The sequence below is a fragment of the Nannocystis sp. RBIL2 genome, from assembly GCF_026626745.1.
GTDB lineage: Bacteria > Myxococcota_A > Polyangia > Nannocystales > Nannocystaceae > Nannocystis.
The window spans coordinates 4,481,301-4,507,749 of record NZ_JAPNJW010000001.1 but is presented as its reverse complement, the minus strand read 5'-3'; the positions used below and the strand labels follow the sequence as shown (position 1 = coordinate 4,507,749).

Below are 26,449 nucleotides of genomic sequence, written 5' to 3'. Positions count from 1 at the left end.
GTGCTCGCGCGACCGCGCCCTCGTTGAAAGCAAAGGACATGTTGTTTGGGACATGTCGCAATGGACTGGCAGTGAGGTGCGGCGCGGCGGCGGCGCTGGCCTCGCTGACGATGGCCTGTACGGCCAATCCGGGCAAGGTGGAGGCGACGGCGACGACGATGGCGTTGCCGAGCAAGGGCGTGAAGCTCACCGACGACGGAGCGACGCGGCGGGCGCCGGTGTCGCTGACCGCGTCGGACGGGACCGGGCTCAAGCTGGTGAGTTTGAAGGCCCGCGGCGTGGTCGAGGAGCCGCTGGCGTTCACCGAGCTGCACCTCGTGTTCGAGAACCCGAACGACCGCCAGATCGAGGGTCGCTTCGAGATCGACATGCCGCCCGGCGCGGCGATCTCCCGCTTTGCGATGAAGATCCACGACCGCTGGCAGGAGGGCGAGGTCGTCGAGCGGCAGGCGGCGCGCGTCGCCTACGAGGACTTCCTGCACAAGCGGCAGGACCCGGCGCTGCTCGAGAACAAGGCCGGCAACTCGTTCAGCGCGCGGGTGTTCCCGATCGGCCCGCGGGAGCGCAAGGAGCTGATCGTCTCGTACTCGCAGGAGCTGCCGAGCTCGGCCGAGCCGTACCGCCTGATGCTGCGTGGCCTGCCCGAGCTCGACGAGCTCGACGCCAGCGTGATCCTGCGCGAGCCCGGCGACACTGCGGCGCCGACCAGCCTGGGCGGCGCGGCGGTCAAGACCAGCGTCATCGAGATCAAGAAGCAGAAGTACCTGCCGGAGCGCGACCTCGAGGTCCGTTCGGACCGTCCGGCGGCGGTGATGGGCCTGCGCCACGACAACCTGGTGGTCGCGCGCGTGGCCCCCGTCGGCGACATGCCGGCGGTGCCGATCGGCGCGCTCACGGTGCTGTTCGACACCAGCGCGTCGCGGGCCCTCGGCTTCGACCGCCAGCTGCGTCGGCTCGCGGATGTCCTGAAGAGCATGCGCGAAGAGACAGGCGGTGATTTCTCGCTGCGCGTGGTGTGCTTCGATCAGGCGACCGAGGAGGTCTACGACGGGCCGGCCAGCGGCTTCGGGCAGGCGCAGCTCGAGCGGATCGCGTCGCGGCGGGCGCTCGGGGCCTCCGATCTGGCCGGGGCGCTGACGTCGCTGGCGGCGGACGCGGGCGGGTCGCGGCGGCTGCTGGTGTTCTCCGACGGCATCACGACCGCGGGCTCGGCCGAGCATGCGGCCTTGCGCGACGCCAGCAAGGCGCTCGCGGCCGCCGGGTTCGAGCGCGCCGACGCGATCGTGGACGGCGGGATCCAGGACACCGCGAGCCTCAAGGCGCTGACCACCGCCGACTTCCCGAGCGACGGCGTGGTGATGGACGCTCGCCTCCCGCTCGAGACGATCGCGCACAAGCTCGGCAGCGCGACGCTGCCGGCGATGAAGGTGACGGTGCCCGGGGCCGCGTGGGTGTGGCCGGACACGATCGAGGGCGCGCAGCCGGGCGACGAGATGCTGGTCTACGCCGACCTGCCGGCCGATGCGGCGATGCGGGTGGTGATCGAGGGGCAGGACCGGATCGAGGCCGAGGTGCCGACGACGGCCGTCGAGCGGCCGCTGCTCGAGCGGGCGTGGGTGCGCGCGCAGGTCGAGCGGCTGCAGGCGCAGCGCTCGAGCCTGGCGGAGACCGACACAGCGGCGCGGGCGGGGCTGCAGAAGACGATCGTCGAGCTGTCGACCAAGTATCGCGTGCTCAGCGACTTCACTGCGTTGCTGGTGCTCGAGTCGGAGTGGGACTACCAGCGCTTCAACATCGACCGCAACGCGCTGGCCGACATCTTGACGGTGGGCGCCACCGGGGTCGAGCTGTACAACCGCAAGTCGGCGCCGCTGCCGACGCAGAAGCCCGATCCGGGCACTCTGGTGCGTCGGGAGGAGCGGGAGGAGTTCAAGGCGCCGGCCGAGCCGCAGCGCGACGCGATCCCGATGATGGCGCGTAACTTCGACCCGGAGATGGCGCAGCGGCAGGCGGGGATCCTCGGGGTCATGTCCCAAGAGTCAGGTCACTTCCTGGCCAGCCCGTACGGTGGGGCGTTCGCGGTCGGCAACGACGACGCCGACGTGTGGGGCGGATTGACTGGCACGGAGATCGGCGAGGCGTACGGGGTTGGCGGGCTCGGGTTGGTCGGCACCGGTCGTGGCGGCGGTGGCACCGGCGAGGGCACGATCGGCCTCGGCAACACGGGGCTCATCGGTCGCGGCGGTGGCGGCGGCTCGGGCTCCGGCTACGGCCGCGGCGCGGGGGCGGGCTTCGGCGGCCGCGGGACGCGAGTGCCGACGGTGCGCCAGGCCAAGGCCGAGGTGCAGGGGGCGCTCGACAAGGACATCATCCGCCGGATCGTGCGCGCCCACATCAACGAGATCCGCTACTGCTACAACCAGGCGCTGGCGCGCGATCCGGGGGCCAAGGGGCGCGTGGCGATCCAGTTCGTCATCGGCGGCACGGGCAAGGTGCCGACCGCGGTGGTGTCCGAGAGCACGATGCGAGACGCAGGCGTCGGCAGCTGCATGGCTCAGGCGGTGCGGCGCTGGACCTTCCCCAAGCCGCAGGGCGGCGGCTCGGTGACCGTGACGTACCCGTTCGTGCTCGAGCCCGGCGGCGGGGTGCCGGCCGACTACACGCCGCCGCCGCCGCCGACGCCCGAAGAGCTGGCGCGGCAGCGGGCCGAGGAAGAGGCGTTGCAGGCCCGCATGCGCGAGCAGGACGCGCAGCGGCTGGCCGAGCAAACGGAGGCCGAGCGCACCGCCAACAGCCCGTACACCGGCAAGTTCTTCGATGTCGCCGAGAAGCTGCGCACCAAGGACGCGCGCGGGGCCGTCGCGCTGGCGCTGGAGTGGCACGAGCAGGACCCGGGCGACGTGCTGGCGCTGATCGCCCTCGGCGAAGCGGCCGAGACCGCCGGCGACATGCTCACTGCGGCGCGCGCCTACGGCTCTATCATCGACCTGTTCCCGTCACGCGCGGACCTGCGGCGCTACGTCGGCGCGCGCCTCGAGCGGCTCGGCGAGGCGGGCTCCACTCTGGCGGTCGACACCTTCGCCAAGGCGGTCGAGTCGCGGCCCGATCACCCGTCGAGCCACCGCCTGTACGCCTACGCGCTGCTCAAGGCGGGCAAGCACAAGGAGGCGTTCGAGGCGCTCAAGGCCGGGGTGACGCGCACGTACCCGTGGGGCCGCTTCGCGGGGACCGACCAGATCTTGCGCGAGGACCTGGGCCTGGTCGCGGCGGCGTGGATCAAGGCCGAGCCGTCGGTGGCGTTCACCGTGCGGGCGACGCTCGACGGGCTGAACATCGCGCTGCCGAGCAAGCCGTCGACGCGGTTCGTGATCAACTGGGAGACGGACGCCAACGACGTCGACTTCCACGTCCACGACGGCCGCAAGGACCACGCGTTCTACGCGCAGAAGCGGCTGCCGAGCGGCGGTGAGCTGTACGCCGACGTGACGACCGGCTACGGGCCGGAGTGCTTCACGATCGAGGGCGAGGCGAAGGCGTTCCCGTACAAGCTCGAGGCGCACTACTTCAGCCGCGGGCCGATGGGCTACGGCATGGGCAAGCTGCAGATCGTCCAGCACGACGGCAAGGGTCAGCTGAAGTTCGAGGAGCGGCCGTTCGTGATCATGAAGGACCGCGCCTACGTCGACCTCGGCACGTTCGACAAGCCGCTGTGATTCTTCTGTGAAGAAAAAAGAACATGGCGCCGAGGGCATGTCCCCGGCGCCATGTCTTTTGGGCCATGCCCGATCGCTCAGTCCTTGCCGGCCGGGTACATCGCGTCGATCAGGGCCTTGTAGCGCTTGGAGACCTCCTTGCGCTTGACCTTGAAGGAGGCGGTGAGCATGCCGTTGTCGACCGTGAACTCCTCGGGGGCGATCTTGAAGTACTTGATCGACTCGAACGAGGCCAGGCTCTGGTTGACCTCGTCGAGGTAGCCCTGGACCTCCTTGTGGACCGCGTCGCTGGTGATGTCGGCGGCGTTGCCGGTGCGCTGCGCCCAGGCGGTCAGCTTCTCCTTGTCGACGGTGACGAGGACGACGCAGTACTTGCGACCGTCGCCGATGACCACCGCCTCGCTGAGGATCGGCTTGGTCTTGAGCAGGGCCTCGATCTTCTGCGGGGCGACGTACTTGCCGCCGCTGGTCTTGATGAGGTCCTTCTTGCGGTCGGTGATCCGCAGGTGCATGTCCTCGTCGAACTCGCCGATGTCGCCGGTGTGGAACCAGCCATCGCTGTCCCACGCCTCGGCGGTCGCGTCGGGCCGGTTGAGGTAGCCGGACACGACGTTGGCGCCCTTGGCGAGGATCTCGCCGTCCTCGGCGAGGCGCAGCGAGACGCCCTTGATGGCCGGACCGACGGTGCCGATCTTCCAGTTGTTCGGGCGGTTGGTGGTGAGGCCCGGGCAGGTCTCGGTGAGGCCGTAGGCCTCGCACACGTTGAGGCCGAGGGCGATGAAGAACTCGCCGACCTCCTTGGGCAGCGGCGCCGAGCCGGACAGCAGCACGTGCATGCGGTCCATGCCGAGCTTGGCCTTGAGCTTGGAGAACACCAGCTTCTCGGCCAGCGCGGCCTTGACGCTGAGCGCCAGCGGCAGCGGCTTGTTCTTCTGGCGGTACGGGATGGTCGCCTTGCCGACCCCGAGCGCCCAGTGGAAGATCTTCTGCCGCAGCGGCGGGCTCGCGGCCACCGTGGTCATGATCTTGCCGTAGACGCGCTCGTACACCCGCGGGGCCGCCGGCAGGAAGCCGGGGCGCGACAGGCCGAGGTCCTCGGCGACGGTGGCGATCGACGACAGGACGATCTTGCAGCGGAAGAAGGCGCCGCCGAACTCGACCAGGCGGCCGAACGAGTGCGCCAGCGGCAGGAACAGGAACGCGCCGCCGACCCGCGCCTTCTCGCTGAACATGCCGACCTCCTCGACGTTCTCGAGCATGCTCAGCATGTTGTCGTGAGTCTGGATGACGCCCTTCGGCGGGCCGGTGGTGCCGGAGGTGTACGTGTACGTGGCGACGTCCGAGCGCTGGATCGTCTGCAGCCGCTTGTCGCGCTCGCCCTTCGTCTCGGCCAGCGCGGCGCGGCCGCGGGCCTCGACGTCGGCCAGGCTCTCCCAGTCGGACCCCGGGGCGATGCCGGTCGGGTCGATGACGATGAAGCGCTTCAGCTTGACGGCGTCGGCCGGGTAGTCGACCTCGAAGAAGTTGAAGCCGCGCTGGGCCGCGCGCACCTTGTCGAGCATCTCCTTGTTCTCGACCACCAGCAGCTCGGCCTGGTGTCGGCGTGGATGTAGCCGATCTCGGGCGGCAGCAGGCTGACGTAGATCGGCACAGTGCGGTAGCCCAGCGACAGCAGCGCCCAGTCGGCGAGGATCCACTCGAGCCGGGTGTTGGCCATGATCGTGACGCAGGTGCCGGGCGCGGGCGCGTGGCCGCCCTTCACGAGCCCGGAGGCGATCGCCTCGACGCGATCGGCGGCCTCACCGAACGCCACGTCGACGTATGCACCGCCCTGACGGACGCGATAACCGGGACTCTGGCCCTCGGAGCGGGCGCGGTCGAAGAACATCTGAGCGAGGTGTGTGTCAGCCATGATCGAGGCGCTCCAACGTGGCACCTCTTGTAGCGAAGGCTCGCACGCCTGTCCAGGCGCCTCTCCGATGGAGTTTTCCTCGGCTCGCGGGGCGTGGACGCGCGGGTGCCTCGTTCGCGGGCCAAGCCGGCGTAGCCGCGCAAACGACGTTCATGGGACGGATGGTCCTGTCTGAAGGGACATGTCCCCAGGGGCGGGCGAGCGACGGGTGCACGCACGCTCGAGCCCGCCTCGCAAAGCGCGCGGCGAGCGGCCGCTCGCGGCACGCACGATGACCCGCGGCTGCGCGGAGGTCAGCGAGCCACGCCGACGACGCGCCAGTCGCCGAAGCGTCGCTCGAGGATCAGGATGAAGGGCTCGCCGCGGACCTTGCTGACGGCGTAGTTGCGGCCGAGGCCCTCCTGCACGCCGGCGGGGACGCTGCCGAAGCGCTTGCGCAGGCCCGAGGCGGTGAACACCTCGGCGGTCCCCGGCGCGCCGCTGCCGGCCTCGTCGAGCATGGCCTGGAGGACACCTTGCAGCTCCTCGCGCGTGCGCGCGACGACCTGGTCGCCGATGACGAACGGCAGGCTGGCGCGAGCGGCCAGCTTGGCGGCGTCGCGGGCGGCGAACACCTTGAGCCAGGCGTTGGCGGCGTGCCCGGCCTCGGCGTCGGGCTGGTCGCCGCTGCCCTGCTCGGGCGGCGTGCCGTGGTTGTGACCGTCGCCCTCGCCGTGCTCGTGGTTGTGCCCGCCGCCGGGCGCGGACGGGCCCTCGGGGCCGGACGGCCCGGGCGCGGCGGGGCCCATCTGGCGCGCGAGCCGACGCGACGCTCCCGCCTCCGACTCCGAGCTGGCCGGACGGACAGCTCGGTTCGGATCGGGGCGCTCGCCCTGGCCGACGTTGTCGAGGATGAACGGCTCGGCGCCGAAGGTGCCGCAGGCCCGCTCGTCGCGGTGGAACGCCCAGTGGATGTAGACCTTGCCGTTGCCGCTCAAGATCTCGCGCGGCGGCTGCGGGTAGGGCCCGGCGTTGCGCACGACCTCGCGCGCGGCCCCGTCGAACTGCATGTTGCCCGAGTAACGGACGGTCCGCAGCTTGTCGAGCGAGCCGTCGCTGTTGAGCACGATCTCGACGCGCGTCCACAGGTCGGGCTTGTTGAGCGCGTTGCCGCGGCCCATCGTGTCGAGCTGCTCGAGGAAGCCGAACGCCCACTTGTCGTGGATCGTCCGGTGCATCGTGGCGATGAACTGGGCGAACGGGTGCTTGCGCGAGCGCAGCGCGGTCTGGTTGCCGGGCCGCACCTCGGGGACCATGTTCTCGAGCGGCGATTGATAGAGCTCGCGCGCCTCCTCCCAGATGCCCTTCTTCTTCGACTGGCGCTGGGAGATCAGGTCCTTCTTCTCGGCGATGTCGCGCCCGAACAGCGCGTTCATCTCGTTGGACGACAACCTGAACCGAAGGACAGGTGACTTGGTGTCGGACGAGCCGGCCTGTTGCTTGTTGCGCTGCATGACCGCGGCGGCGGCCTTCTGGTCGGGCGCGAGCTCGCCGGACGAGGCGGCGTCGGCGACCGCCTCGTGCTTGAGCATCTCGGGCGAGTGCTCGCGCGGGGCCAGCTCGCGCATCGACAGCATGCTCTTGGCCTTGGGGTCGTTCTGCTCGGGGATCTTGGTCTCCGGGCTCTGCTGGACCTTCGGGGCCTCCTGCGCCAGCTGGCTCTTCTGCTCGCGCGTCTCGGCGATCTTGTCCTCGGCCGCCATGCCCTTGGTGGGGTCCTCGCTCGGCTCCTGCTGCGAGGCCTTGGCCTGCTCGGCGTCCTTCTGCAGGTTGGTGATCTCGGCCCGGGTCTCCTCGGTGACGTCGCGGTTGACGTTGGAGAGGTAGTGCGCGTCGTCGGGGGACTCCTTCTCGTCCTTCTCCTCGAGCTGCTCGACCATCTTGAGCTGCAGCAGCTCGAAGTCGATCTTCTCCTTCGGCTGCTCCTCCTCGGGCGGCTTCTCCTCTTCCTTCTTCTTCTCCTCGGGCTTCGGCTCCTCGACCGGCAGCGGCTCGGGCGGCTTCTCGAGCTCCTTCTCTTTCTTCTTCTTCTCGCGCTCTTTCTTCGGCTCCGGCAGCTCGGGGTCGTCGAGCTCCGCCAGCGGATCGATCGGATCCTTGTCGTCGACCAGCGCGACGACCACCTCGGTCTCGCACTTGCCGTCGACGATCGTGTGCAAGAGGCCGTCGTAGAGCTTGGCCTCGTCGCCCGACAGCGCCTTCTCGAGCAGGTCGACGCCGCGCTCGTAGCCGTTGACGCACGCGGGCTTGCGGGCGACCGGGTGCGAGGCGACCCGGTCGTCGGAGCGGATGAGCACCAACAGGCTGGTGCTCACCGCGGCGACGTTGAGGCCCGCGGAGAACAGGAAGCAGGCGAGGAGCGCGAGTGGCCCGGCGTCTCGACGACGCCGAGTGCGGTCCCCAGGCGCGAGAGCGCCAGGTGTGGGCGGCCGCGGCACGGGCAACACTGTAGCGGAAATCTATCGTCAGGGCTCGCGGCCGCCGTTGCCTGCACTCACGGCGGCGACAGCGGCCGAGACCGCCAGCCAGCTAGTGGAGGCTGCGGTAGACGCCGATCACCTTGCCGACCAACTCGAAGGCGCGATGATCGCCGCGGTGGACGTAGATCGGCTGCATCGCCGCGTTGCCGGGCTGCAGGCGGATCTTGTCGCCCTCGGGGTAGTAACGCTTGCACGTCACTTCGCCCTCGATCATCGCCACGACGATCTCGCCCCGCTCCGCGTTGGCCTGGCGACGGACGAACACGTAATCGCCGTCGAAGATTCCATCCTCGATCATGCTCTCGCCGTAGACGACGAGGCCGAACACCTCGCGCGGCTGGTTGCCGTGGAGGAAGAACTGGTCGACGCTGATCCGGTTGGTGACGTTCTCGTCGGCCAGGATCGGCTGACCCGCGGCCACGCGCCCGAGGATCGGGATGTCCGTGGTGCGAAGGCGCGCGGCGCTCTCCGGCGCATCCACCGGCCGCAACGCGCGGCTCTTGAGCTCCTCACGGACCAGGTACCCCTTGCGCTCGAGCGCCTTGAGGTGGTCGTTGACCCCGTTGGTCGAGCGGATCCCCATGTGCTCGCCGATTTCGCGCAGCGTGGGCGGGTACCCGTTCGCGTCCAGGCAGGAGGAGATGAAGTCGAGCGCTTGCTGCTGGCGGTGGGTGAGCTGGGGTTTCACGGGGAGAGCCTCCTGCGGCGGCTGCGGAGATCACGCCTTCGGCACTGAACGGGTGTATACAACAAATTTGCTCAGGTCAAGCTATGCGGAACTGCGAAAGGCGCCGACATGCCCCAGGCGACAGAGCCCGCCAAAGCCTGAAATTTGCCCGATGAAGCGGCCCCGCAGACCCTTCCGGCATGGGTCCGGATCTCGACAGGCGGCAGGGGCGAAGGGACCGCCGCGATCCTTCGCGGCCGGCGATCGCGCCCGGCGAGGAGCGACGCGTCAACCAAGGCTGCCGACGGCTGCCGCAGCCGCGTTGGCGCCAGTGGCCCTCGATCCTCGCCGCGGCCGTGCTCGGTGTAGTGGCGGCCGTGGCGCTGCAAGGGCTGCAGGCCGACGCCTCCGTGGCCCCGCCGGCTCCCCTCGAGGTCATCACGGCCGCACCGCCGGTCATGCCGGTCAAGACGACGCCGATCTCGCTGAGCGAGGCGCAGGTCCTGCATGACGAGGCGGCGGCGCTGACGCCCGCCGGGGTCGCCCTCGACGAGACGGCCCATTCGACCTGGCTGCCGCGGATCGGGCACCTGGAGGCCGCAGTGGCCGATCCGGGGCTGGCGCCGGAGATCCGCGCGGAGCTCTCGGCGACCCTCGACGCGCTGGCGCAGGTCGGCCTCGGCGGAAGGCGGCCTTAGACCTCCGAACCTCCTGGGAGGTTTCGAGTGTTTGCTGCTTTCTGTGATAGCGTGAGTGCTGGGAGGTCCACTCATGAGATCGCTTCAGCTTTGGTTCGTGTCCGTCGCCGTGGTCGCTTTCGGCGCATGTGGCGACAAGTCCGGGATGATGACCGGCGCAACCGGCCAGACCGGCGATCCGCCCGACTCCGAGGGCGACGACACCGAAGAGCCCGAGGACACGACCGGCCCGGGAGCGAGCTCGACTACGGAGCAGACCGGCGGCACCGACCCCACGAGCGGACCGCTGGACCCGACGAGCACGTCCGCGGGCGGGACCTCCACCAGCGCGGGCTTCATCGTCCCGCCCGACGGCGGGATCAGCGGCCAGTGCGACCCGCGGGTGCAAGACTGTCCCGAAGGACAGAAGTGTACGGCGGTCGCGCCGGCCGAGGGCGAGCCGTGGGGCGTCAACACGTGCGTGGAGATCAAGGGCGACGGCGCGGTCGGCGACCCGTGCGACGTCGAGGACGGCAAGTACACCGGTATCGACAATTGCGGGGTCGGCAACATCTGCCTGCTGACCGACGACGAGGGCGCGGGCGGCGTGTGCGTCGAGTTCTGCGACACCAACGACGCGTGCCCCGACACGCCGACGGCCAACTGCGTGGTCTACAACGACGGCTCGCTGCCGATCTGCCTCGGCTCGTGCGACCCGCTGCTGCAAGACTGTCCCGAAGGACAGGGCTGCTACAACTCGGCCGGCGACCTGTTCGTGTGCTTCAAGGAGTCGGCGATGCCCGGCGAGGGCGGGCCCGGCGACGAGTGCCAGTACATCAATCAATGTCAGAAGGGCGGGTTCTGCGCGGCCACTGCCGCGGTCGCCAACTGCCCGCCGATGTCGGCCGGCTGCTGCACCCCGTTCTGCCCGGTCAGCGGCGGCAACGGGCCGTGCCAGGCGGGCGAGGAGTGCACGCCGTTCTTCGAGATGGGAATGGCTCCGCCCTCGTATGAGGATGTCGGGGTTTGCGTGATCCCCGCCTGATGCATGGCCTAGCGCCCGGAGCGCCTGGAGACGAGGACGCAGGGACCCGCGTCAGGTCGACCGGGTCCTTGCTGCTACGCTGCCGGACATGCGGCTCCTCGTGAATGCCATCATCACCGGCTTCGGGCTCAAGCTCGGGGCCGACATCTACAAGGCGGTCAAGAAGAAGCTCGGGCTCCCCGACGACGACGGCGACAACAAGGTCGTGCCGGTCGACCCGGCGGCGCAGAGCTGAGGCTACCGCTCATTCCTTGGGCGTCCGGGAGCCCGGCGGCGTCTGCGACGTCGGCGGGGTGCCGGACGCCTGCTGCGGCGACGACGGCTCCCGAGCAGGCGGCTCCCTGGCGGGCGGCTCCCTGGGGGGCGGCTGCTCCTTGGAGCGCGCCGTCGCCTTGTCGGCCTTGATCGCCGACTTGAGCTGGCCTTCGGGGTCGATGGAGAAGCGGATCTCCGCCTTCACGTCGATCACGAGGCCGGCGATGACCCGCTGCATCAGCTCGACGGTGTCCATGCCGTCGAGGAACTGCCGGACCTCGGCGCTGACCATCCGCACGACCTCGTTCTTGGTCGCCTGCGTCACCCCGGTCACGATCTCCTTGCCCTTGCCGATCGCGCCGTCGGGATCGAGCAGGCCGGCGAGGCCCTCGCCGATCTTGCGCCGGAAACTGCTCGAGGTGAACCCGAGGCGGTCGTCGCGGGGTGGCACATCGTCGTCCTCGGGGTCGCGCATGGCGTCACAGTAGCGCCCCCGCGCACGCGTGGCCATCCGTCCCGAGGTGCGCCCACGCGTGCCGGAAGGGGCCTTCCGCGGGCCGCGCCAGGCTTCTGGCGCCCGAACCGCCGGCGGGGGACTTTCCAACGGCCGCGGGAATGTGTTATCTGCCATCCGGCGTTCTGGCCCCAGAAGACGGGGGCCCGGCGCCTTCAGGCCGCAGGACCCCGAAATCGCCAGAATTCCCGGTCTGAACCTCCCCCCGCTCCAGCTTGATTTATGGGCCCGGCGCCCGGATCTCCTTGCCTTGCGATTCTTGGATTGAGCCTCGAGAGATTGTCCTACATCTCCCACTTTTTCCGACCTCGCCCGATTCCGTGATAAGTCCCGAGCACACGACTGCAAGGACTGGAGCAACAAGGTTCATGACCGCTTACCTCGGAAACATCTGTGCTGCCCTCGTCACGATCGGCCTGCTCGTCGGTACCCTCCGCTTCTCTCGGCACGTAAGCGGCTAAGCTGGGCTGCGGCGCGATGGCCAGGCCTCCGCAGCGCTCCGATCAATTCGGCGCCTTCTTGGCCTCGCAAGCGCTGTGGCGCGAGGCCGCGCAGGGCGGCGAGCACGCCGAACTGTCGCTGCAGGACATCAACGAGATCCAGCTGCTGCTGCGCGGGCAGTCGGTCATCGACTGGCACCGCCTGGCCCTGACCTCCGAGGAAGACGTGCGCCGCCTGCTGGCGCTCAACGGGCTCGACCTCGGCGACCCGCGCGACGAGGCCCGCCTCGCCGACCTCCGCCAGCAAGCCGTCCGCTACATCAGCGACGTGCTCAAGCTGCGCCTCGACGACACCATCGCCGACAAGGTGCCGTGGGTGCAGCTGCCGCAGATCGCCTCGAGCAAGGCCAGCGCGCAGCAGCGCCAGGCCTGCACGCTGCTCAAGGTGATGCACATCCTGAATCACCTCGAGGCGCGCGAGATGCGGGCGTCGCTGGCGATCTCCGACTCGGAGATCTTCTCGCTCGTCGAGGAGAGCGTGACCCGCATGTTCGACGAGCTGCGCACCGCGGGGGTGCCGGTGGTCGAGTTCTCGTGGTCGCGCAAGTCGAAGGAGTCGCAGCTGACCAAGCTGCTGCTCAAGAAAGAGACCAACGCGGCGCGCGTGTTCGACCGCCTGCGCTTCCGCCTGATCGTCCGCAACCCCGACGACCTGGTGCCGACGCTGCGGATCATGCTGCACCGCTGCATCCCGTTCAACTACGTGGTGCCCGACCAGACGGTCAACTCGCTGATCGACCTCAACAGCCTGAAGGTCCTCGGCGCCGACGCGAACTTCGACACCGACGCGGGCCACCGTGCTCAGCCGACGTCCAACGAGTTCTCCGGCAAGAGCTTCCACGTACTCAACTTCGTCGCCGACCTGCCGGTCCGCGTCGACGCGCTGCTGCCCCACGACCACGACGAGCGCCGCGGCCGCGTGGTGTTCGTGCTCGCCGAGTTCCAGGTGATGGACAAGCGCACCGCCGAAGCCAACGAGCAAGGCGAGAGCTCCCACGCGGAGTACAAGCGCCGGCAACACCAGCACGTCCGCATGCGCCTGCTCCGCGAGCCGCGAGACGGCTGAAGCGAGCGTGGCGCCCGGGCCGCGCCCAAAGGCGCGATCTCGTCGTCTTGTAGGCCCCGGTGGCGGCGTCTACCGTCGACGCTGCAATGCAAGATCGCCGTCGTCGTCCCCGTCGTCGTCGCGTGTGGCTGTGGGTGCTGTTGGTGGCGATCGCGCTGTTGCTGTGGTGCCGCCGCGAGGCGCCGCTGGTGCTCGGGACATTTAATATTCAGACGTTCCCGGGCGAGGAGACCGACCCCGAGGCGGTCGCGGCGGCGATCGCCGAGCTCGACGCAGACGCGTTCGCGGTGCAGGAGATCCGCGATCCCGGGAAGTTCTACGCGACGCTGGACCGCGCGAGCGCGCTGGCCGGCCGGCGCTACGCGGCGGTGCTGACCGACTCGTGTCGACACAACAGCAAGGGGCGGCTGAGCGTCGGGGTCGTATATGACACGGCGCGGCTGGAGTTGAAGACGCACCGCTCGCTCAGCAAGGGCGAGGTCTGCCCCACGGGGCAGGCGCCGGCGCTGCTGGCTTCGTTGCAGACGAGCGCGGGGCGGACGTTGACGCTGGTGTCGGTGCACTTCGACTCGGGCGGCGCGGAGCGGCGGTTCGAGCGGCGCAAGCAGCAGTGGCAGTGGTTGACGTCGATCTTGCCGGCGCTGCGCGAGGAGTTCGGGGATGTGGTGGTCGCCGGTGATTTCAACACGACGGGGTACCTCGTGGAGAACCACTCCGAGCGCCGCTTCATCGACGAGATGGTCGAACGCCACGCGCTGCAGCTGCCGACCGGGGCGCTCGGGTGCTCGGAGTACTGGCAGCCGAAGAAGGCGGTGGCGCGCTGGGAGGCGAGCCTGCTCGATCACTTCCTCGGCTCGAAGGAGCTGTCCTTCGGGACACCCGAAGTGCTGGGCATGTGCGCGGCGCTAGGGTGCGAGGTGCAGACGTCGGAGCCGCCGAAGTTGCGCTCGGTGTCGGACCACTGCCCGGTGCGCGTCGAACTGCGCGATTAAGACGGTCGCTTCGCTCGGGCGAGTCGTGGCTCGGCTCGCGTCGCAACGCTCGACGCTCAAATCTCGCGGCTCACCACTGCACGGCGTCGCAGGTCGGGTCGAGCTTGGGGGCTTCGGCTTGCGGGAGGTTGACCTCGAGCGTCTGGTCGCCGCTGCGGATCGTGTAGTTGCCGGGCTCGAGGCCGCCGACGATGCAGGCGACGGACAGGGTCAGGCAGGTGTCGCAGGGGCCGCTGCGCTGGGTGTAGACGCCGCCGGCGTGGAGGTTGATCGTGCTGCCCTGGCGGTCGACCTCGCAGTTGGCATTAAAATCCTTGGGACAGGCCATGCAGTCGTCGAGGACCACCACGACCTCGAGCTCGTCGCCGGCGGCGAACGAGGCGAGGGCGGGGGCGTCGACGCAGATCTCGCCTTCGCTGTAGTTGTGCTGCTCGGCGCAGGCCGGGGCGAACACCAGGAGGAGGGGGACGAGCCGGGCGTATCGCATGGGATCAGTATGGCAGATCGGTGGCGAGTCGGCGGGCGCGCGGGCGCTCAGGGCAGCTGGCTGGCCCGAGTGACGCAGTTCCGGCCGTTGTGCTTGCAGTGGTAGAGGGCTTGGTCGGCGCGCTCGATGAGCTCGGCGGTGGCGTGGCCGTCGGTGGGGTACTCGGCGACGCCCATGGAGATCGTGACCGCGAACGGGCCATGGTCGCTGGTCATGGTCTGGGCGGCGACCTCCTCGCGCAGCTTGTTGGCGAAGATGGCCGCGCCCTCGGCGTCGGTGTCGGGCAGGACCAGCACGAACTCCTCGCCGCCGTAGCGGGCGACGATGTCGACCTTGCGCGCGCGGCCGGCGAACACCGCCGCCACCCGCTTGAGCACGGCGTCGCCGATCGGGTGGCCGTAGGTGTCGTTGACCTTCTTGAAGTGGTCGATGTCGGTGAGGATCAGGGAGAAGTTGCGACCTGTCCGTTCGGCCAGGGCGTGGATCTGCGCCAGGCGCTCCTGGAAGGCGCGGTGGTTGGTGAGGCCGGTGAGGCCGTCGGTGGTGGCGCGCTCCTCCATGGCCCGGTACATGCGCGCGTTCTGCAGGCCGACGCTGAGCTGGTGCGAGAGGACGCGGAGGATCTCGCGGGTCGCCCGCGGGAACTGGCGCTCGCGCGCGGCCGCGAGGGTGAGGGTGCCGAGGACTTTCTCGCCGTGCAGCAGCGGCAGGACCAGCACGCTCTGGGCCGGGCGCAGGCGGGTGTGGACGTCGAACACGACGGTCTCGGGCTCGACGCGCTCGTCGGCGGCCGGCATGAAGTGGCGGTTCTTGGTCGCCATGGCGACGAGGCCGGAGCCGTGCTCGAACACGCGGTCGCGCAGCGACTCGGCGATGCTGCGCCAGCCGGCGCCGTGGTTCGGGTCGCGGTCGCCGGGGACGTCGACTGCGAGCACCCGGTGGGCCTCGGCGTGCTCGTCGTAGGTCGAGATCGCGGCGAGGTCGTACGGGGCGATCGCGCGGATCGCCTCGAAGCTCTTGCCGTACAGCGCCTCGAGCCCGAGCGCGCCGCTCAGCAGCTCGCTCGCGCGGTACAGCTGCTCGTGCTCGTAGCGGCTGCGCATCGCGGTGATGAAGGCCCGCTCGTGGTCGACGGTCCGCAGCACGTGCTGCGCCGCGGCGGTCAGCTTGTCCTGCTCGGCGGCGGTGAACGGCATGGCGTCGACGCGGTCGGCGCACAGGATCCCGAGCAGCCGCTCGCCGCGGACCAGCGGCACGGCGCACAGGTCGGTGACCGCGACCGGCGCGCCGTAGTACGGCGGAAGATGCTTTTCGGACATGTTCTTGAGGACAAGCGTCCTCGGGTTGCGCAGCAGCCCAGCCAGCACGCCGGGGTTCGCCAGCTCGGGCGCGCCGACCAGCGCGGTCGAGGCCGAGGCGGCGCGCTTGAGCACGAGCTCCTCCTCGGACATCCACAGCAGGGCGCAGGTGTGCAGCTCGAGGTCGCCGCGGATGAGCTCGAGGCTGAACGCGACCTGCTCGTGGATCGCGTGCACCGCCGACTGGGTCAGCTGCGCCTCCTCGGCGTCCCGGCTCTTGCGCGGGGCGGCGGCGGCGACCAACCGGAAGTCGCGGGCCTCCTGGCGGATGTGCGTCAGCTCGTCGGCCAGCCGCTGGGCGTGCTCACCCCGCAGGCGCCGGACCAGGGCGCCGAGGATCAGCAGGTTGCCGGCGGCGAAGAAGGCGATGTAGCTGAGGTGGAAGGCGATCCTGGCCCCGGAGTCATGTCCCGAAGACCAGCCGACGGCGACCTCGAGCAGGGCGATCGAGGCCAACCACACGCCGGCGATCCAGCGCGCGCGGTGGAGCAGCAGCAGGAACGAGGCGAGGGCGTAGACCAGCGGGTGCGCCGGGCTGGCGAGGCCGCCGGTGACCGCGATCAGCAGGTAGGTGCCGGTGATGATGAGCAGGCCGAGCTCGAGCTCGTGGGTCTGCGAGTAGGTGGCGGCGTTCGGCCGCAGCTCGCGGGCCAGCGCGCGCACGAGGGTGGCGGCGAACACCATCAGCGAGGCGGCCAGCGCCGGGCTGCCCTCGTCGAAGGCGGTCGGCGTGGCGGCGCCCACGGCCAGCACCAGCCAGGTGGCGAGCAGGACGAGGAGGCTCCAGCGCTCGCGGGCGCGGAGGCGGAGGCCGTGGAGGGTGCGGGCGAGCGTGGTCATGGCTTGGTCTTGTCGTCGCGGCGGATCTCGAACACCACTTCACCGGGCCGGATCAGGTTGAGGTCCTCGCGGGCGATCCGCGCGACCTCTTCGGGGTCGCGCTTGAGAGCGGCGATCTCGGCGCGCAGGGCCTCGATCTCGCCCTGCAGCCGCTCGTTGCCGCGGCGCAGCGCGGCGTGCTCCTTCTCCACGCGCGCGAGGTCCTCCGCGCTCCCGCCGGTGGCGACGTGCTGCGGCAGGTAGGCGATCGCGAACGCGAGCAGCGCGGCGAGCAAGATCCGGTTGACCCATTGCATGGGGAACTGGCCGACCTTGGCCGGGGTGATCGATCGGGGCAAAAATTCGGCGAGAGCGGCCGGCCGAGTGCGCGATGCTGCGCACCCGTGCAGTGCGGACAGACGACCGACCGCGTCACTCGCGGCGTCGCCGTCGCAGCGCCAGAGCGAGGAGCGCGAGGACGGCGGGCGGGCGACCCTCACTCGCGGTGAGGTCGCAGCTCGAGAAGGTGGCGTGGGTGAGGCGGTACTCGAGCTCGAGCGGCGCGTCGGGCCGCTCGATGGTCACGCGGAGGCGATCGCGGTGCGGCGTCAACTCGACGACGCCCGGCACGTCGCGCGGCCACAGGTCGGTCCATACCGCCCCTTTGTGCTCGTCGTAGTCGGGGTCGGGGTCGGGCGCGTAGCGGCCCGGCACTGCCGGTTCGCGGTACACGAGGATGGCGCAGATCGGTCGGGCGAGCCGACGTTGCCGCCGAAGGTAGCGCTCGGTGCGAGACGGCAGCGGCGAGGTGACTTCGACCAGCTTCAGCCAGCCGATGTCTTCGACCATCATGTGTCGGTACGGCGTGCTGGTCGCTCGCACTCGTGCGGGCAAGTGATCGAGCGCGAGCGTGCGGCCGTTCTTGCGAGCGGCGACGAGCTCGAAGTCGAGGCGCTCGGCGATGAACTGCGGCGGCTTGCAGGCTGACGCTGGATCGGGGCGGAGCAGCAGCCATGCGCTGGCGAGCAGAGCGAGGCATGAGCTGCTGCGGCGCGACGGAGCCGTCACTCGCAGAGAATTTCTCAGACCTGCTCGCCGAGTTCAACTCGGGGCGGGCGCGCTCAGTGGCGGTGCAGGATGCCGAGCTTCTCGATGCCGCACAGCTTGGCGACGTCCATCGCCTGCACCACCTTCTCGTGGCGGGTGTTCTGGTCGGCCTTGATGTTGACCGTCGACACCTTGTTGTCCTTGGCGGCGTTGCACAGGCGCATCTGCAGCTCGCGGTCGTCGACGACGACGCGGTCGACCTCGAAGCGGCCGTCCTCGCTGATCTCGACGACCATGGCCTTGGCCTCGCTGGCGGGCTCGTTGCTCGAGGCCTTGGGCAGCTTGACCTTGAAGGCGCTGTCGGTGTTGAAGGTCGCGGTCAGCAGGAAGAAGATGAGCAGCTGGAAGGTGACGTCGATGAGCGGCGTCAGGTCGACCAGGTTGCCGCCGCTGCCGGGGCGCTTGCGACCGTTCTTGCCGCGGAAGTTCACGGCGTGACCTCGGCGGCGACCGGCTTGGGCTCGGAGACGGCGGGCGCCGGGCGAGCCTTGGCGGCGCGGCGACCGTCCTCGAGCAGGTTGACGATCGCCATCGCGTCCTCCTCCATCTCGAGCACCAGCTTGTTGGTGCGGTCGAGCAGCACGCGGTAGAGGAGGAGCATCGGGATCGCCACGGTGAGGCCGTAGGCGGTGGTGATGAGGGCCTGCCAGATGCCCTGGGCGAAGGTGTCAGGGCCGACCGCGCCGGAGGCGTAGGCCTCGACGAAGTTGCGGAACACCTGGATCATGCCGACGACGGTGCCCAAGAGGCCGAGCAGCGGCGAGATGGTGGCGACGGTGCCGACGATCTCGACGTTGCGGTCCATGTGGGCGATCTCGCGGGCGCCCACCTCCTCGACGGCCTCCTTGATGTCGGCCCGGCTGGTGCTGTGCTCGAACGCGCGGAGCGCGGAGGCGATGATCAGGGCGATCGACGACGCGTTCTCCTCGCACAGGAGCAGCGCCTCGTTGACCTTGCCCTTGGCGACGAGCGCGCGGATGCGGTCGACGAAGGCCCGGGGCAGCACCTTCGACCGCTGGGTCGACCACAGCCGCTCGAAGAAGATGCCGACCCCCACGATCGAGGCGACCAAGATGGCCCACATCAGGGGCCCGCCCTGTTCGAAGAGTTCCTTGAGATCCATCGTGGTTCGTTCGCCCGGTCGGAGGGCCTCGGCGGCAGGCCCGTGAGTGTTGCCGGATGCCGGCCTGGGCGCAGGCCCGGCCGGGGAGCGGAAGGATGAAAAGAAAGGTCCGCCGGGAGCGGATTGAAGCGGTGTACTCTCTGCCAGGGGCCTGTCGCAACCTGTCGGTGCCGCCGCCATGGGAGTGCGCTCACGCGATGGGGCTTGACGAGCCGGGGGCTTCGCTGTTAGACACTCCGCCCACCAAACGACCTGGGGGCGTAGCTCAGCTGGGAGAGCGTCGCGCTGGCAGCGCGAAGGTCAGGGGTTCGATCCCCCTCGCCTCCACCCCGCGGGAACCCAAACCCGCACCACACGAGACCGAGCCGGCACACCGCCTGCTCGGTCTCGGTCTTTGGGTCCTCGCTCAAGGGTCGCGACTGTCGCCCTCGACAGCCGCGGTCCCTCGCGCTCGGGGGACCTTCGCGTCCGCGCTCGGAGGACCCTCGCAGCCGCGACCCGGACCTTCGCGGCCGCGCTCGCGCCCTGCGTGCGCTGAGCCTGCGAACAACGCTGCGCCCGGCCTGCAGAGGCGGTGCGCAAGGGCTTTCAGCTTGAACGCCGCGGCCTGGATGGCACCATGCCGGGCGATGACGAAGCGCGCCGCTATTCTGGGTTCGGGCCACTACGTGCCGACGCGGGTCGTGACGAATGACGACCTGTCGAAGTTGATGCCGACCAGCGACGAGTGGATCCACCAGCGCACGGGGATCCGCGAGCGCCGCTTCATCGAGCGCACCGGCATCGGCGCCAGCGATCTGGCGCTGCCCGCGGCCAAGATGGCGCTCGAGCAGGCGGGCCGCGAGGTGAAGGACATCGACGCGGTGATCTTCGCCACCCTGAGCCCCGACGTGAACTTCCCCGGCTCGGGCTGCTTCCTCGCCCACAAGCTCGGCATCCCCGGCGTGCCCGCGCTCGACGTGCGCAACCAGTGCTCGGGCTTCTTGTACAGCCTGTCGGTCGCCGACGCGTGGGTCCGCGCCGGCGTGTACAAGAACGTGCTCATCGCCGGCGCCGAGGTCCACTCGACCGGGATGGAGTTCAACGAGCGCGGCCGCGACGTCGCGGTGCTGTTCGGCGACGGCGCCGGCTGCGTGCTGGTCGGCGAGGCCACCCGCGACGGCCAGGGCATCCACAACGTCGAGCTCCACGCCGACGGCGTCGGCGCCCAGGAGCTGTGGGTCGAGGCCCCGGCCAGCATGTACATCCCGCGGCTGACGCCGGAGATGTTCGACGAGGGCCGCCACTTCCCGCGCATGAACGGCAAGCAGGTGTTCCGCTGGGCCACCGAGAAGATGCCCGAGGTGGCCCACTCGGTGGTCCGCGGCGCCGGCCTGACGATGGCCGACATCGACATGTTCGTGCCGCACCAGGCCAACATGCGCATCAACCAAATGGTCGCCGCCAAGCTCGGGATCCCCGACGACCGCGTCGTCCACAACATCGAGCGCTACGGCAACACCACCGCCGCGACCATCCCGATCGGCATCAGCGAGTCATGGCGCGAGGGCAAGATCGGCCCCGGCTCCCGCGTGCTGATGGCCGCCTTCGGCGCCGGCTTCACCTGGGCCGGCTCCGTGGCTGTCTTCTAGGACATGTCGGAGAGGACAGCCATGACGCGAGAGATCAGGCCGCTGGCGGCGGACGAGGCGGAGCTCCTGGAGCGGGTCGCCGACGACGTGTTCGACGACCCGATCGTGCCGGCGCGCGCGCGCGAGTTCCTGGCCGACCCGCACCACCACCTCGTGGTCGCGATCGAGGGCGACGTCGTGGTCGGCATGGTCTCCGCGGTCGACTACCTCCACCCCGACAAGGCCGACCCGGAGCTATGGATCAACGAGGTCGGCGTGGCCTCGTCGCACCGCGGGCAGGGGCTCGGCCAGGCGCTGCTGGAGGCGACGCTGGCGCTGGGCCGCGAGCTCGGCTGCCGCGTGGCGTGGGTGGCGACCGAGCGCTCGAACACCCCGGCGATGCGACTGTACGCGGCCGCGGGCGGGGCGGAGGAGCCGCAGGACACGGTGCTGTTCACGTTCCGCCTCGACTGAGGCGTGCGCGGACCGGCGGCGGCGCGTGGAACGCTGTCTCCCTGGGTCATGCGCCGAGCGCAACGCGTTGCAGAGGTCCCGCGGCCGCTTGCGGGCAGATCGCGCGGGTGATACCAAGCATGCGGAGAACGCGGATTCGACTCCGCGCAGCGCATGCGCAAGCCGCAAGACGATTTGGTCTTCATCGATGAGCGAGGCGTGGCGCAGCCGCACGGCGATCACGCGGGCGCGCAGATGCGCGCCCGCGCGGGCGCGTACCGGCTGATGCCGACGCCGAACCACGTGGTGTTCATGCGCTTCACCGGCCAGGACGGCCGGCGCGACGAGGAGGACGGCGCGATCGTCCGCCTGGCCGGCGAGATCACCCAGCCCGGCACGATGTGCGACGTCATCGCGCTGATCGCCCAGGCCAACTGGCGCGGCGAGCTGACGGTCCGCGACGGCGAGCACGTCCGCAGCATCTTCATCGACTCCGGCAACGCGGTGTGCGCCACCAGCGACGTCGACGAGGAGCGGTTCGGCAAGATCATGTACCGCTTCGGCGCGATCGACGAGTTCCAGCTGCGCCACACGCTCGACAAGCAGAAGGAGAGCGCCCTGCGCTTCGGCGACATGGCGGTCGAGCTCGGGATCTCGACCCACTCGCAGGTCTATCAATACCTCGGCAAGCAGGCCGAGGAGATCGTCCTGGCGTCGATGCAGGTCAGCGACGGGATGTTCTGCTTCCTCGACGGCTTCGACGACGAGGCGGTCCCGTTCCACCACTCGCTCAACCTCAACAACCTGCTGATGGACGGGGTCACGCGCATGGACGAGATGCGCTACTTCCGGCAGCGGGTGCCGAGCGGCGACTACGTGCCCGACCGCGTCGAGGGCCGCACCGAGCCGCCCAAGGAGTTCCGCGCGATCTACGAGGCGATCGACGGCGTGCTCAGCGTGATCGAGCTCGGCCGCGTGCTCGGCCTCGGCGAGTTCCAGACCACCAAGCAGCTGTTCCAGCTGATCCAGTCGAAGCACGTGGCGATGCAGAAGCCGCGCATGCGCGGCGGGCCGCTCGAGGTGGTCGAGACCGCCAACGCGGTGCTGCAGCAGATCCACCAGGAGGCCGACTCCGGCGGCAAGGGCACGGTGCTGCGCAACAACCTGGCCAGCTTCGTCGACCCGACCTACGAGCAGCTGTTCTCGCGCGCCGGCCCTGCCGAGAAGGGCGCGTTCGAGGCCCAGCGCGTGGTCGACAACGCCAGGGCCCTGTTCGCCGGCGCCAACATCGAGCGCCAGCTCAAGGAGCTGCTGTACGACTACGTCAGCTTCGCGCTGTTCACCGCCGGCAGCCTGGTGCGCCGCTCGAAGGACCAGAGCCTGAGCAAGCAGGTCGAGCCGCTGATGAGCCGGCTGCGGCCGATCGGGTGACGGTGAGCCACGAGACCGGGACGGCGGCGCCGAACTCCCCGTCGGGGATGTTCCGCGGGCTCGGGCTCGTGGCCACCACCGCGCTCGTGGTCGGCAACATGATCGGCTCGGGGATCTACGTGATCCCGTCGAGCCTGGCCGAGACGGCAGGGCCGCTCGGGATGGTGGCGTGGGCGATCAACGCGGCCGGCTATCTGTGCCTCACCGCGGTGTTCGCCGACCTCGGCGGCGCGTACCCGGTGTCGGGCGGGCTGCAGGCGTTCGCGCGTCGGGCTTTCGGCGACCTCGTCGGCCTCGAGGTCGGGTTTCTGTACTGGCTGTGCGCGGTGATCGGCAACGCGGCGTTCCTCACCGCCTTCGTCGGCTACCTCGCGGTGCTGTGGCCGGCCGCCGGTGACCCGTGGACGGCCTTCGTCGTCAGCCAGGCGCTGCTGTGGGCGCTGACGTTGACGAACGCGATCGGGGTGCGCGCGGGCGGAGCGGTGCAGGTGATCACGGTGATCTGCAAGCTGGCGCCGCTGGTGATCCTCAGCGTGGCGCTGTGGCCGATGGCGTCGCTCGAGAACCTCGAGCCGTTCGCGCCGAAGGGCTGGGGCTCGCTGCTGCCGGCGGTGTCGCTGGTGTCGTGGCTGTTCGTCGGCATGGAGTCGGTCACGGTGCCGGCCGAGGAGATCGTCGGGGCCGGTCGCACGATCCGTAAATCGGTCTACATCGGCTTCCTCATGACCAGCGCGGTCTACCTGCTGGTCCTCGGCTCGCTCAGCCTGGCCGTGCCCGCCGAGCTGCTGGCGAAGAGCGCCAGCCCGCTCGCCGACGTCGCTGCGCACCACTTCGGGCCGACGGCGGCGACGCTGGTGACGGTCGGCGCGCTGGTGTCGGTGGCGGGGATCTTGAACGGCTGGGTCTTGGTCACGAGCCGCATGGCCCACGCGACCGCGCGCGACGGGCTCGGGCCGCGCGCGCTGGCGCGGCTGCACCCGCGCTTCGGCACGCCGACCCGCGCGCTGGTGCTCACGGCGGTGCTGTCGGGCGCGCTGGTCGGGCTCTACTTCAGTGGGTCGATGCTCGAGATCTACAACTTCATCGCCCTGCTCTCGACCGCGACCGCGCTGGTCGCCATCGGGGCGGCCTGCGCGGCCCAGCTGGTGCTGATGCGGCGCGAACCCGACCGCTTCACGCCGCAGCAGCGCCGCCGCGGGCGGTGGACCGCATCGGTGGGCCTGGCCGTGGTCGCCCTGATGATCGCCGGCTCGGGCGCGACGATCGTCGCCCTCACCGCGGGCTGCTTGCTGCTGCCGTTGCCGTATTATCTCCTGGCGCTGCGCCGGCGAGCCGATGCGCCTGCGCCTTGAGACAGGACCTTACGAGCATGTGTGGAGAGACATGTTGAAACGGACAGACCCGAAGGCGGTCACCTCGGAAGCGCTGCTGACGATGCCGATCCACGAGCGGCTGGTGAAGCTCAACTGGCTCGGACAGCTGTGGACCGCGCCCGACGGGACGCCGCTGTTGCCGGTCGAGTTCGTCGGTCGCCAAGGCCGCACGGTCCAGCTGGTCGACGTGCGCGAGGCCGAGGAGCTGACCGGTCCGCTCGGCTACGTGCCGGGCAGCGTGTGGCTGCCGCTGGCCCGCATCCACGAGGCCGCGAGCCGCTGGTCGGCCGGGACGCCGGTGGTGCTGGTGTCGCGCAACGGCGGGCCGCGTGCGGCTCAGGCGGCGCAGTCGCTCGAGTGCCTCGGCATGGAGTTCGTCGCGGTGATGGACGGCGGGATCTCGGCGTGGCGCAAGTTCGGGTTCGCGACGATGCGCGACGAGGCGATCTTTCGCCAGGCCGAGGTGCCGGCGCCGGCGCCGGTCGAGATCGAGACTGCGCCCGGGCCGCTGAGCCAGGCGCAGATCGAGGCCCACATCGGCGACGCGCAGCGGGTCCGGTGGGTCAAGATGGCGGCGCTGATGCTGCACAGCAAGACGTCGTGCGTCGACGGCCGTGACGACCACGCGGTGATCGGCACGCCCGGCGGCGACGCGGGCGAGTTCCTGCTGGCTCTGGCGGCGGTCGAGCGCGTGACCGGCCAGCCGGTCCCGCTCGAGCGGATCGCCGCGCTGCTCGAGGGCTACGTCGAGACGTTCGGCCACTTCTACATCCACTCCGACACCATCGCCGGCAACAACCTGATCGCCGCGATGCGAGCCGACCCTGCGCTTTCGGACAGGTTGCCGCCGACCAGCTCGGGGCCGAAGGAGTGGCGCGCGTTCCTCAACGGCCCGCCCGAGGCGCTGCGGCCGCTGGTGCTCGAGCACATGATCACGCCCGGCAACCTCGGCTGCGGCCACCTGCGCCTGATGCTGCAGCACCCCGAGCGCTACCTGATCCGCCGCCCTTTGGTGGAAGCGTTCTTGCGCGCGCTGTTCTCGATGCGCTGGAACGGGATGGTCGAGCTCGACCTGGTGATCCTCGGCGGCGGCCACGAGGAGGGCGCGGTCGTCAACGTCCGCCTCGAGCAAGGCGTGTGGGCGTTCACCCGCGTGCCGCTGATCTCCCCGGCCTGCGGCACGGCAGGCGTGCAGATCTTCGTCAACCACCCGCAGGTGGCGGACTTCATGCGCGAGCAAGTGGCGCGCTACTTCACGACCCACCCGGAGCTGTTGCCGCTGGGCGAGGCGGAGTACGGGATCCTCCGCAAGGACATCCGCCGGCTGGCGGAGATCCAGCAAGCAGCAACGCTGTCGGTGCTGGCGAAGGGGCTGCCGGTGTTCGACGTGGTGTTCCGCAACGCGCGCGAGTTCACGGTCAAGGCTGCCGGCGTGGTCGGCTAGCGCTGGGTCCGATCGCGGTCCCTGGGCCCGGCTCGGGCCCCGCGGCACGCTGGAGGCATGCGATGGACGAACTTCGCCCCGGTGCTGCTGCTGGCGTGCGCGTGCGGACCGGGGACGCCTCAGGACGGCGAGACCGACGGCTCGTCGTCGTCGAGCTCGACGTCCGGCGGTCCCTCGACGTCGGGCGCGCCGATGACGACGGACGAGCCGACGACGGCGGAGCCGGTGCCGACGACCGACGGGCCGGATGACGAGACCTGTCCGAACAGCGAGCCGACGTTGACGCCGCTGTGGTCGGAGCTCATCGAGCAGGAGGAAGGCGTGGAGCGGTTCGTCGCCGGAGGGCCACTGATCCTGAGCGACGGCCGGATCGCAGTGCCGGCGAACACGCGGCTCCCGGACTCGACCTTCGGCGTCAGCGTGGCGTGGGTCTCACCCGACGGGGTGCCGCTCGGGTGGAAGACGGGCGAGCTGCAGACGCTGGAACACCTCGATATGACGGGGGCGGCGGTGGCGGCCGACGACACGGTGATCGTGAGCGGCAGGGCCGAGGTCGGCGGGCAGCAGCTGCCGTTCATCGGCCGCTTCGACGCGGGCGAGCCGGAGCTGTCGCGGTCGGTGCTGAAGACGGCGGTGCTGGACGTGCCGAAAGCGCTGGCGCTGCACGCGGACGACACTGCGTTGCTGCTGGGTGTCTCGTCGCATCAGGACGGCACGTGGCTGGCGCGGGTGGACATCGACACCGGCGGGGCGCTGTGGGAGCTGCAGGTGCTGGGCTCGGGCGGTCTGGCGCCGCTGTCGCTGACGCTCGGGCCTGCGGAGGAGATCGTGGCGGCCGTGGGGATGTGGCCCAACAATGAGCAGGCGGTGATGCAGGTGGCGCGCGTCGACGCGGCAGGGACGCTGCTGTGGACGCGCGACCTGCTCGAGCCGGGCGCCCCCATGGGTAGCCTCAACGACCTGGTGGTGACGCCCGACGGGCAGGTGGTCGTGCTGCAGCGGTGGCTCGAGCCGGAGGAGAAGATCACTGCGATCAGTCTGGCGCTGGAGGACGGGGCGACGCTGTGGGAGACGGAGGTCGCGGTCGCAAACGCGGCGGGACCGCCGGAGATGATTCGCGCGCACGTCGACGCCGACGCGCTGCTGCTGCCGATCGGCCGCCAGACGGCCAAGGACGAGCCGCTGACGGTCGAGCTGCACCGCATGTCGTTCGCGGGGCAGGTCGTCCACATCGCGCCGCTGACGCTCGAGGGGCGCGAGAACGGGAGGCCGCGGGTGAAGGTCACGCGCGGACGGTGCGGCGAGCTGGTGGTGCTTCAAGAAGAGATCGTGCCCTGGCTGGGCTCGTTCGCGCCGTGAGGCTCGGAAGCGGGGTGTCCATGGG

The 26,449-nt window shown here is 70.1% G+C and carries 23 protein-coding genes and 1 tRNA gene; 13 read left to right on the top strand and 11 right to left on the bottom strand.

The window, feature by feature from the left end:
* The first annotated feature begins 38 nt into the window (after positions 1–38).
* Positions 39–3,713, top strand: a complete 3,675-nt coding sequence (locus OV090_RS17710; protein ID WP_267704876.1) for an AgmX/PglI C-terminal domain-containing protein — start codon at positions 39–41, stop codon at positions 3,711–3,713.
* 77 nt (positions 3,714–3,790) lie between these two features.
* Here the strand turns inward: OV090_RS17710 and OV090_RS17705 are convergent, their stop codons facing one another.
* The 4 genes from OV090_RS17705 to lexA form a co-directional block, all read right to left on the bottom strand.
* Positions 3,791–5,293 carry an AMP-binding protein gene (locus OV090_RS17705; protein ID WP_267704875.1) on the bottom strand — a complete coding sequence of 501 codons (1,503 nt, stop codon included), beginning with the start codon at positions 5,291–5,293 and terminating at the stop codon, positions 3,791–3,793.
* Entirely contained in the window at positions 5,197–5,625 is a 429-nt protein-coding gene (locus OV090_RS17700; protein ID WP_267704874.1) for an AMP-binding protein, read from the bottom strand. Before OV090_RS17700 ends, OV090_RS17705 begins: the two co-directional genes overlap by 97 nt.
* A 293-nt stretch (positions 5,626–5,918) precedes the next feature.
* The gene (locus OV090_RS50730; RefSeq protein ID WP_267704873.1) at positions 5,919–7,979 is read right to left on the bottom strand and encodes a TonB family protein; all 2,061 of its coding nucleotides are present in this window, start codon (positions 7,977–7,979) and stop codon (positions 5,919–5,921) included.
* A 214-nt stretch (positions 7,980–8,193) separates the two neighbouring features.
* A complete protein-coding gene (lexA, locus tag OV090_RS17690; protein ID WP_267704872.1) occupies positions 8,194–8,832 on the bottom strand; it encodes a transcriptional repressor LexA in 639 nt (212 codons plus the stop codon).
* Between the two features lie 356 nt (positions 8,833–9,188).
* On the opposite strand from lexA, the gene OV090_RS17685 reads away from it, so the two are divergent.
* From OV090_RS17685 to OV090_RS17675, 3 genes are all read left to right on the top strand, one after another.
* A complete protein-coding gene (locus tag OV090_RS17685; protein WP_267704871.1) occupies positions 9,189–9,509 on the top strand; it encodes a hypothetical protein in 321 nt (106 codons plus the stop codon).
* 73 nt (positions 9,510–9,582) lie between these two features.
* A complete protein-coding gene (locus OV090_RS17680; protein WP_267704870.1) occupies positions 9,583–10,533 on the top strand; it encodes a ribulose phosphate epimerase in 951 nt (316 codons plus the stop codon).
* An 88-nt stretch (positions 10,534–10,621) separates the two neighbouring features.
* Positions 10,622–10,768, top strand: a complete 147-nt coding sequence (locus OV090_RS17675) for a hypothetical protein (protein ID WP_170135709.1) — start codon at positions 10,622–10,624, stop codon at positions 10,766–10,768.
* 9 nt (positions 10,769–10,777) lie between these two features.
* Here the strand turns inward: OV090_RS17675 and OV090_RS17670 are convergent, their stop codons facing one another.
* On the bottom strand, positions 10,778–11,263 hold the full coding sequence (locus OV090_RS17670) for a hypothetical protein (protein ID WP_267704869.1): 486 nt from the start codon (positions 11,261–11,263) through the stop codon (positions 10,778–10,780).
* A 516-nt stretch (positions 11,264–11,779) separates the two neighbouring features.
* On the opposite strand from OV090_RS17670, the gene OV090_RS17665 reads away from it, so the two are divergent.
* Complete coding sequence (locus OV090_RS17665) at positions 11,780–12,868, top strand: TIGR04552 family protein (protein ID WP_267704868.1); 1,089 nt, start codon at positions 11,780–11,782, stop codon at positions 12,866–12,868.
* Positions 12,869–12,954: 86 nt separating this feature from the next.
* Positions 12,955–13,860 (top strand): endonuclease/exonuclease/phosphatase family protein, encoded by a 906-nt coding sequence (locus tag OV090_RS17660; protein WP_267704867.1) that lies wholly within the window; start codon positions 12,955–12,957, stop codon positions 13,858–13,860.
* A gap of 70 nt (positions 13,861–13,930) precedes the next feature.
* On the opposite strand, the gene OV090_RS17655 is transcribed toward OV090_RS17660, so the two are convergent.
* The 6 genes from OV090_RS17655 to OV090_RS17630 all read right to left on the bottom strand — a co-directional run bounded on the left by OV090_RS17655 (position 13,931) and on the right by OV090_RS17630 (position 18,754).
* Positions 13,931–14,347: a hypothetical protein gene (locus OV090_RS17655; protein WP_267704866.1), complete on the bottom strand. Its 417-nt coding sequence runs from the start codon at positions 14,345–14,347 to the stop codon at positions 13,931–13,933.
* Positions 14,348–14,394: 47 nt separating this feature from the next.
* On the bottom strand, positions 14,395–16,545 hold the full coding sequence (locus tag OV090_RS17650) for a diguanylate cyclase (RefSeq protein ID WP_267704865.1): 2,151 nt from the start codon (positions 16,543–16,545) through the stop codon (positions 14,395–14,397).
* A complete protein-coding gene (locus OV090_RS17645; RefSeq protein WP_267704864.1) occupies positions 16,542–16,883 on the bottom strand; it encodes a septum formation initiator family protein in 342 nt (113 codons plus the stop codon). Before OV090_RS17645 ends, OV090_RS17650 begins: the two co-directional genes overlap by 4 nt.
* Positions 16,884–16,956: 73 nt before the next feature.
* On the bottom strand, positions 16,957–17,592 hold the full coding sequence (locus OV090_RS17640) for a hypothetical protein (protein ID WP_267704863.1): 636 nt from the start codon (positions 17,590–17,592) through the stop codon (positions 16,957–16,959).
* Between the two features lie 53 nt (positions 17,593–17,645).
* Positions 17,646–18,062 (bottom strand): biopolymer transporter ExbD, encoded by a 417-nt coding sequence (locus OV090_RS17635; RefSeq protein WP_267704862.1) that lies wholly within the window; start codon positions 18,060–18,062, stop codon positions 17,646–17,648.
* The gene (locus tag OV090_RS17630; protein WP_267704861.1) at positions 18,059–18,754 is read right to left on the bottom strand and encodes a MotA/TolQ/ExbB proton channel family protein; all 696 of its coding nucleotides are present in this window, start codon (positions 18,752–18,754) and stop codon (positions 18,059–18,061) included. The genes OV090_RS17635 and OV090_RS17630 overlap by 4 nt, the downstream gene beginning before the upstream one ends.
* Before the next feature lie 254 nt (positions 18,755–19,008).
* On the opposite strand from OV090_RS17630, the gene OV090_RS17625 reads away from it, so the two are divergent.
* The 7 genes from OV090_RS17625 to OV090_RS17595 all read left to right on the top strand — a co-directional run bounded on the left by OV090_RS17625 (position 19,009) and on the right by OV090_RS17595 (position 26,424).
* Positions 19,009–19,081 (top strand) — tRNA-Ala (locus OV090_RS17625).
* A gap of 302 nt (positions 19,082–19,383) precedes the next feature.
* Positions 19,384–20,385: a beta-ketoacyl-ACP synthase III gene (locus OV090_RS17620; RefSeq protein ID WP_267704860.1), complete on the top strand. Its 1,002-nt coding sequence runs from the start codon at positions 19,384–19,386 to the stop codon at positions 20,383–20,385.
* 21 nt (positions 20,386–20,406) lie between these two features.
* Positions 20,407–20,838, top strand: a complete 432-nt coding sequence (locus OV090_RS17615) for a GNAT family N-acetyltransferase (RefSeq protein ID WP_267704859.1) — start codon at positions 20,407–20,409, stop codon at positions 20,836–20,838.
* 198 nt (positions 20,839–21,036) lie between these two features.
* Positions 21,037–22,248, top strand: a complete 1,212-nt coding sequence (locus OV090_RS17610; protein WP_267704858.1) for a DUF4388 domain-containing protein — start codon at positions 21,037–21,039, stop codon at positions 22,246–22,248.
* Between the two features lie 2 nt (positions 22,249–22,250).
* Positions 22,251–23,600 carry an APC family permease gene (locus OV090_RS17605; RefSeq protein WP_267704857.1) on the top strand — a complete coding sequence of 450 codons (1,350 nt, stop codon included), beginning with the start codon at positions 22,251–22,253 and terminating at the stop codon, positions 23,598–23,600.
* Between the two features lie 31 nt (positions 23,601–23,631).
* Positions 23,632–25,065, top strand: a complete 1,434-nt coding sequence (locus OV090_RS17600; protein WP_267704856.1) for a rhodanese-like domain-containing protein — start codon at positions 23,632–23,634, stop codon at positions 25,063–25,065.
* Between the two features lie 57 nt (positions 25,066–25,122).
* Positions 25,123–26,424, top strand: coding sequence for a hypothetical protein (locus OV090_RS17595; protein WP_267704855.1), 1,302 nt, complete (start codon positions 25,123–25,125; stop codon positions 26,422–26,424).
* Positions 26,425–26,449 lie beyond the last annotated feature (25 nt).

Excerpts from the sequence above, each read along its gene's own strand:
- OV090_RS17710 (WP_267704876.1), top strand. The coding sequence starts at position 39 with ATGTTGTTTGGGACATGTCGCAATGGACTGGCAGTGAGGTGCGGCGCG.
- OV090_RS17700 (WP_267704874.1), bottom strand. The coding sequence starts at position 5,625 with ATGGCTGACACACACCTCGCTCAGATGTTCTTCGACCGCGCCCGCTCC.
- OV090_RS17680 (WP_267704870.1), top strand. The coding sequence starts at position 9,583 with ATGAGATCGCTTCAGCTTTGGTTCGTGTCCGTCGCCGTGGTCGCTTTC.
- OV090_RS17675 (WP_170135709.1), top strand. The coding sequence starts at position 10,622 with ATGCGGCTCCTCGTGAATGCCATCATCACCGGCTTCGGGCTCAAGCTC.
- OV090_RS17670 (WP_267704869.1), bottom strand. The coding sequence starts at position 11,263 with ATGCGCGACCCCGAGGACGACGATGTGCCACCCCGCGACGACCGCCTC.
- OV090_RS17665 (WP_267704868.1), top strand. The coding sequence starts at position 11,780 with ATGGCCAGGCCTCCGCAGCGCTCCGATCAATTCGGCGCCTTCTTGGCC.
- OV090_RS17660 (WP_267704867.1), top strand. The coding sequence starts at position 12,955 with ATGCAAGATCGCCGTCGTCGTCCCCGTCGTCGTCGCGTGTGGCTGTGG.
- OV090_RS17655 (WP_267704866.1), bottom strand. The coding sequence starts at position 14,347 with ATGCGATACGCCCGGCTCGTCCCCCTCCTCCTGGTGTTCGCCCCGGCC.
- OV090_RS17650 (WP_267704865.1), bottom strand. The coding sequence starts at position 16,545 with ATGACCACGCTCGCCCGCACCCTCCACGGCCTCCGCCTCCGCGCCCGC.
- OV090_RS17630 (WP_267704861.1), bottom strand. The coding sequence starts at position 18,754 with ATGGATCTCAAGGAACTCTTCGAACAGGGCGGGCCCCTGATGTGGGCC.
- OV090_RS17620 (WP_267704860.1), top strand. The coding sequence starts at position 19,384 with ATGACGAAGCGCGCCGCTATTCTGGGTTCGGGCCACTACGTGCCGACG.
- OV090_RS17615 (WP_267704859.1), top strand. The coding sequence starts at position 20,407 with ATGACGCGAGAGATCAGGCCGCTGGCGGCGGACGAGGCGGAGCTCCTG.
- OV090_RS17600 (WP_267704856.1), top strand. The coding sequence starts at position 23,632 with ATGTTGAAACGGACAGACCCGAAGGCGGTCACCTCGGAAGCGCTGCTG.
- OV090_RS17595 (WP_267704855.1), top strand. The coding sequence starts at position 25,123 with ATGCGATGGACGAACTTCGCCCCGGTGCTGCTGCTGGCGTGCGCGTGC.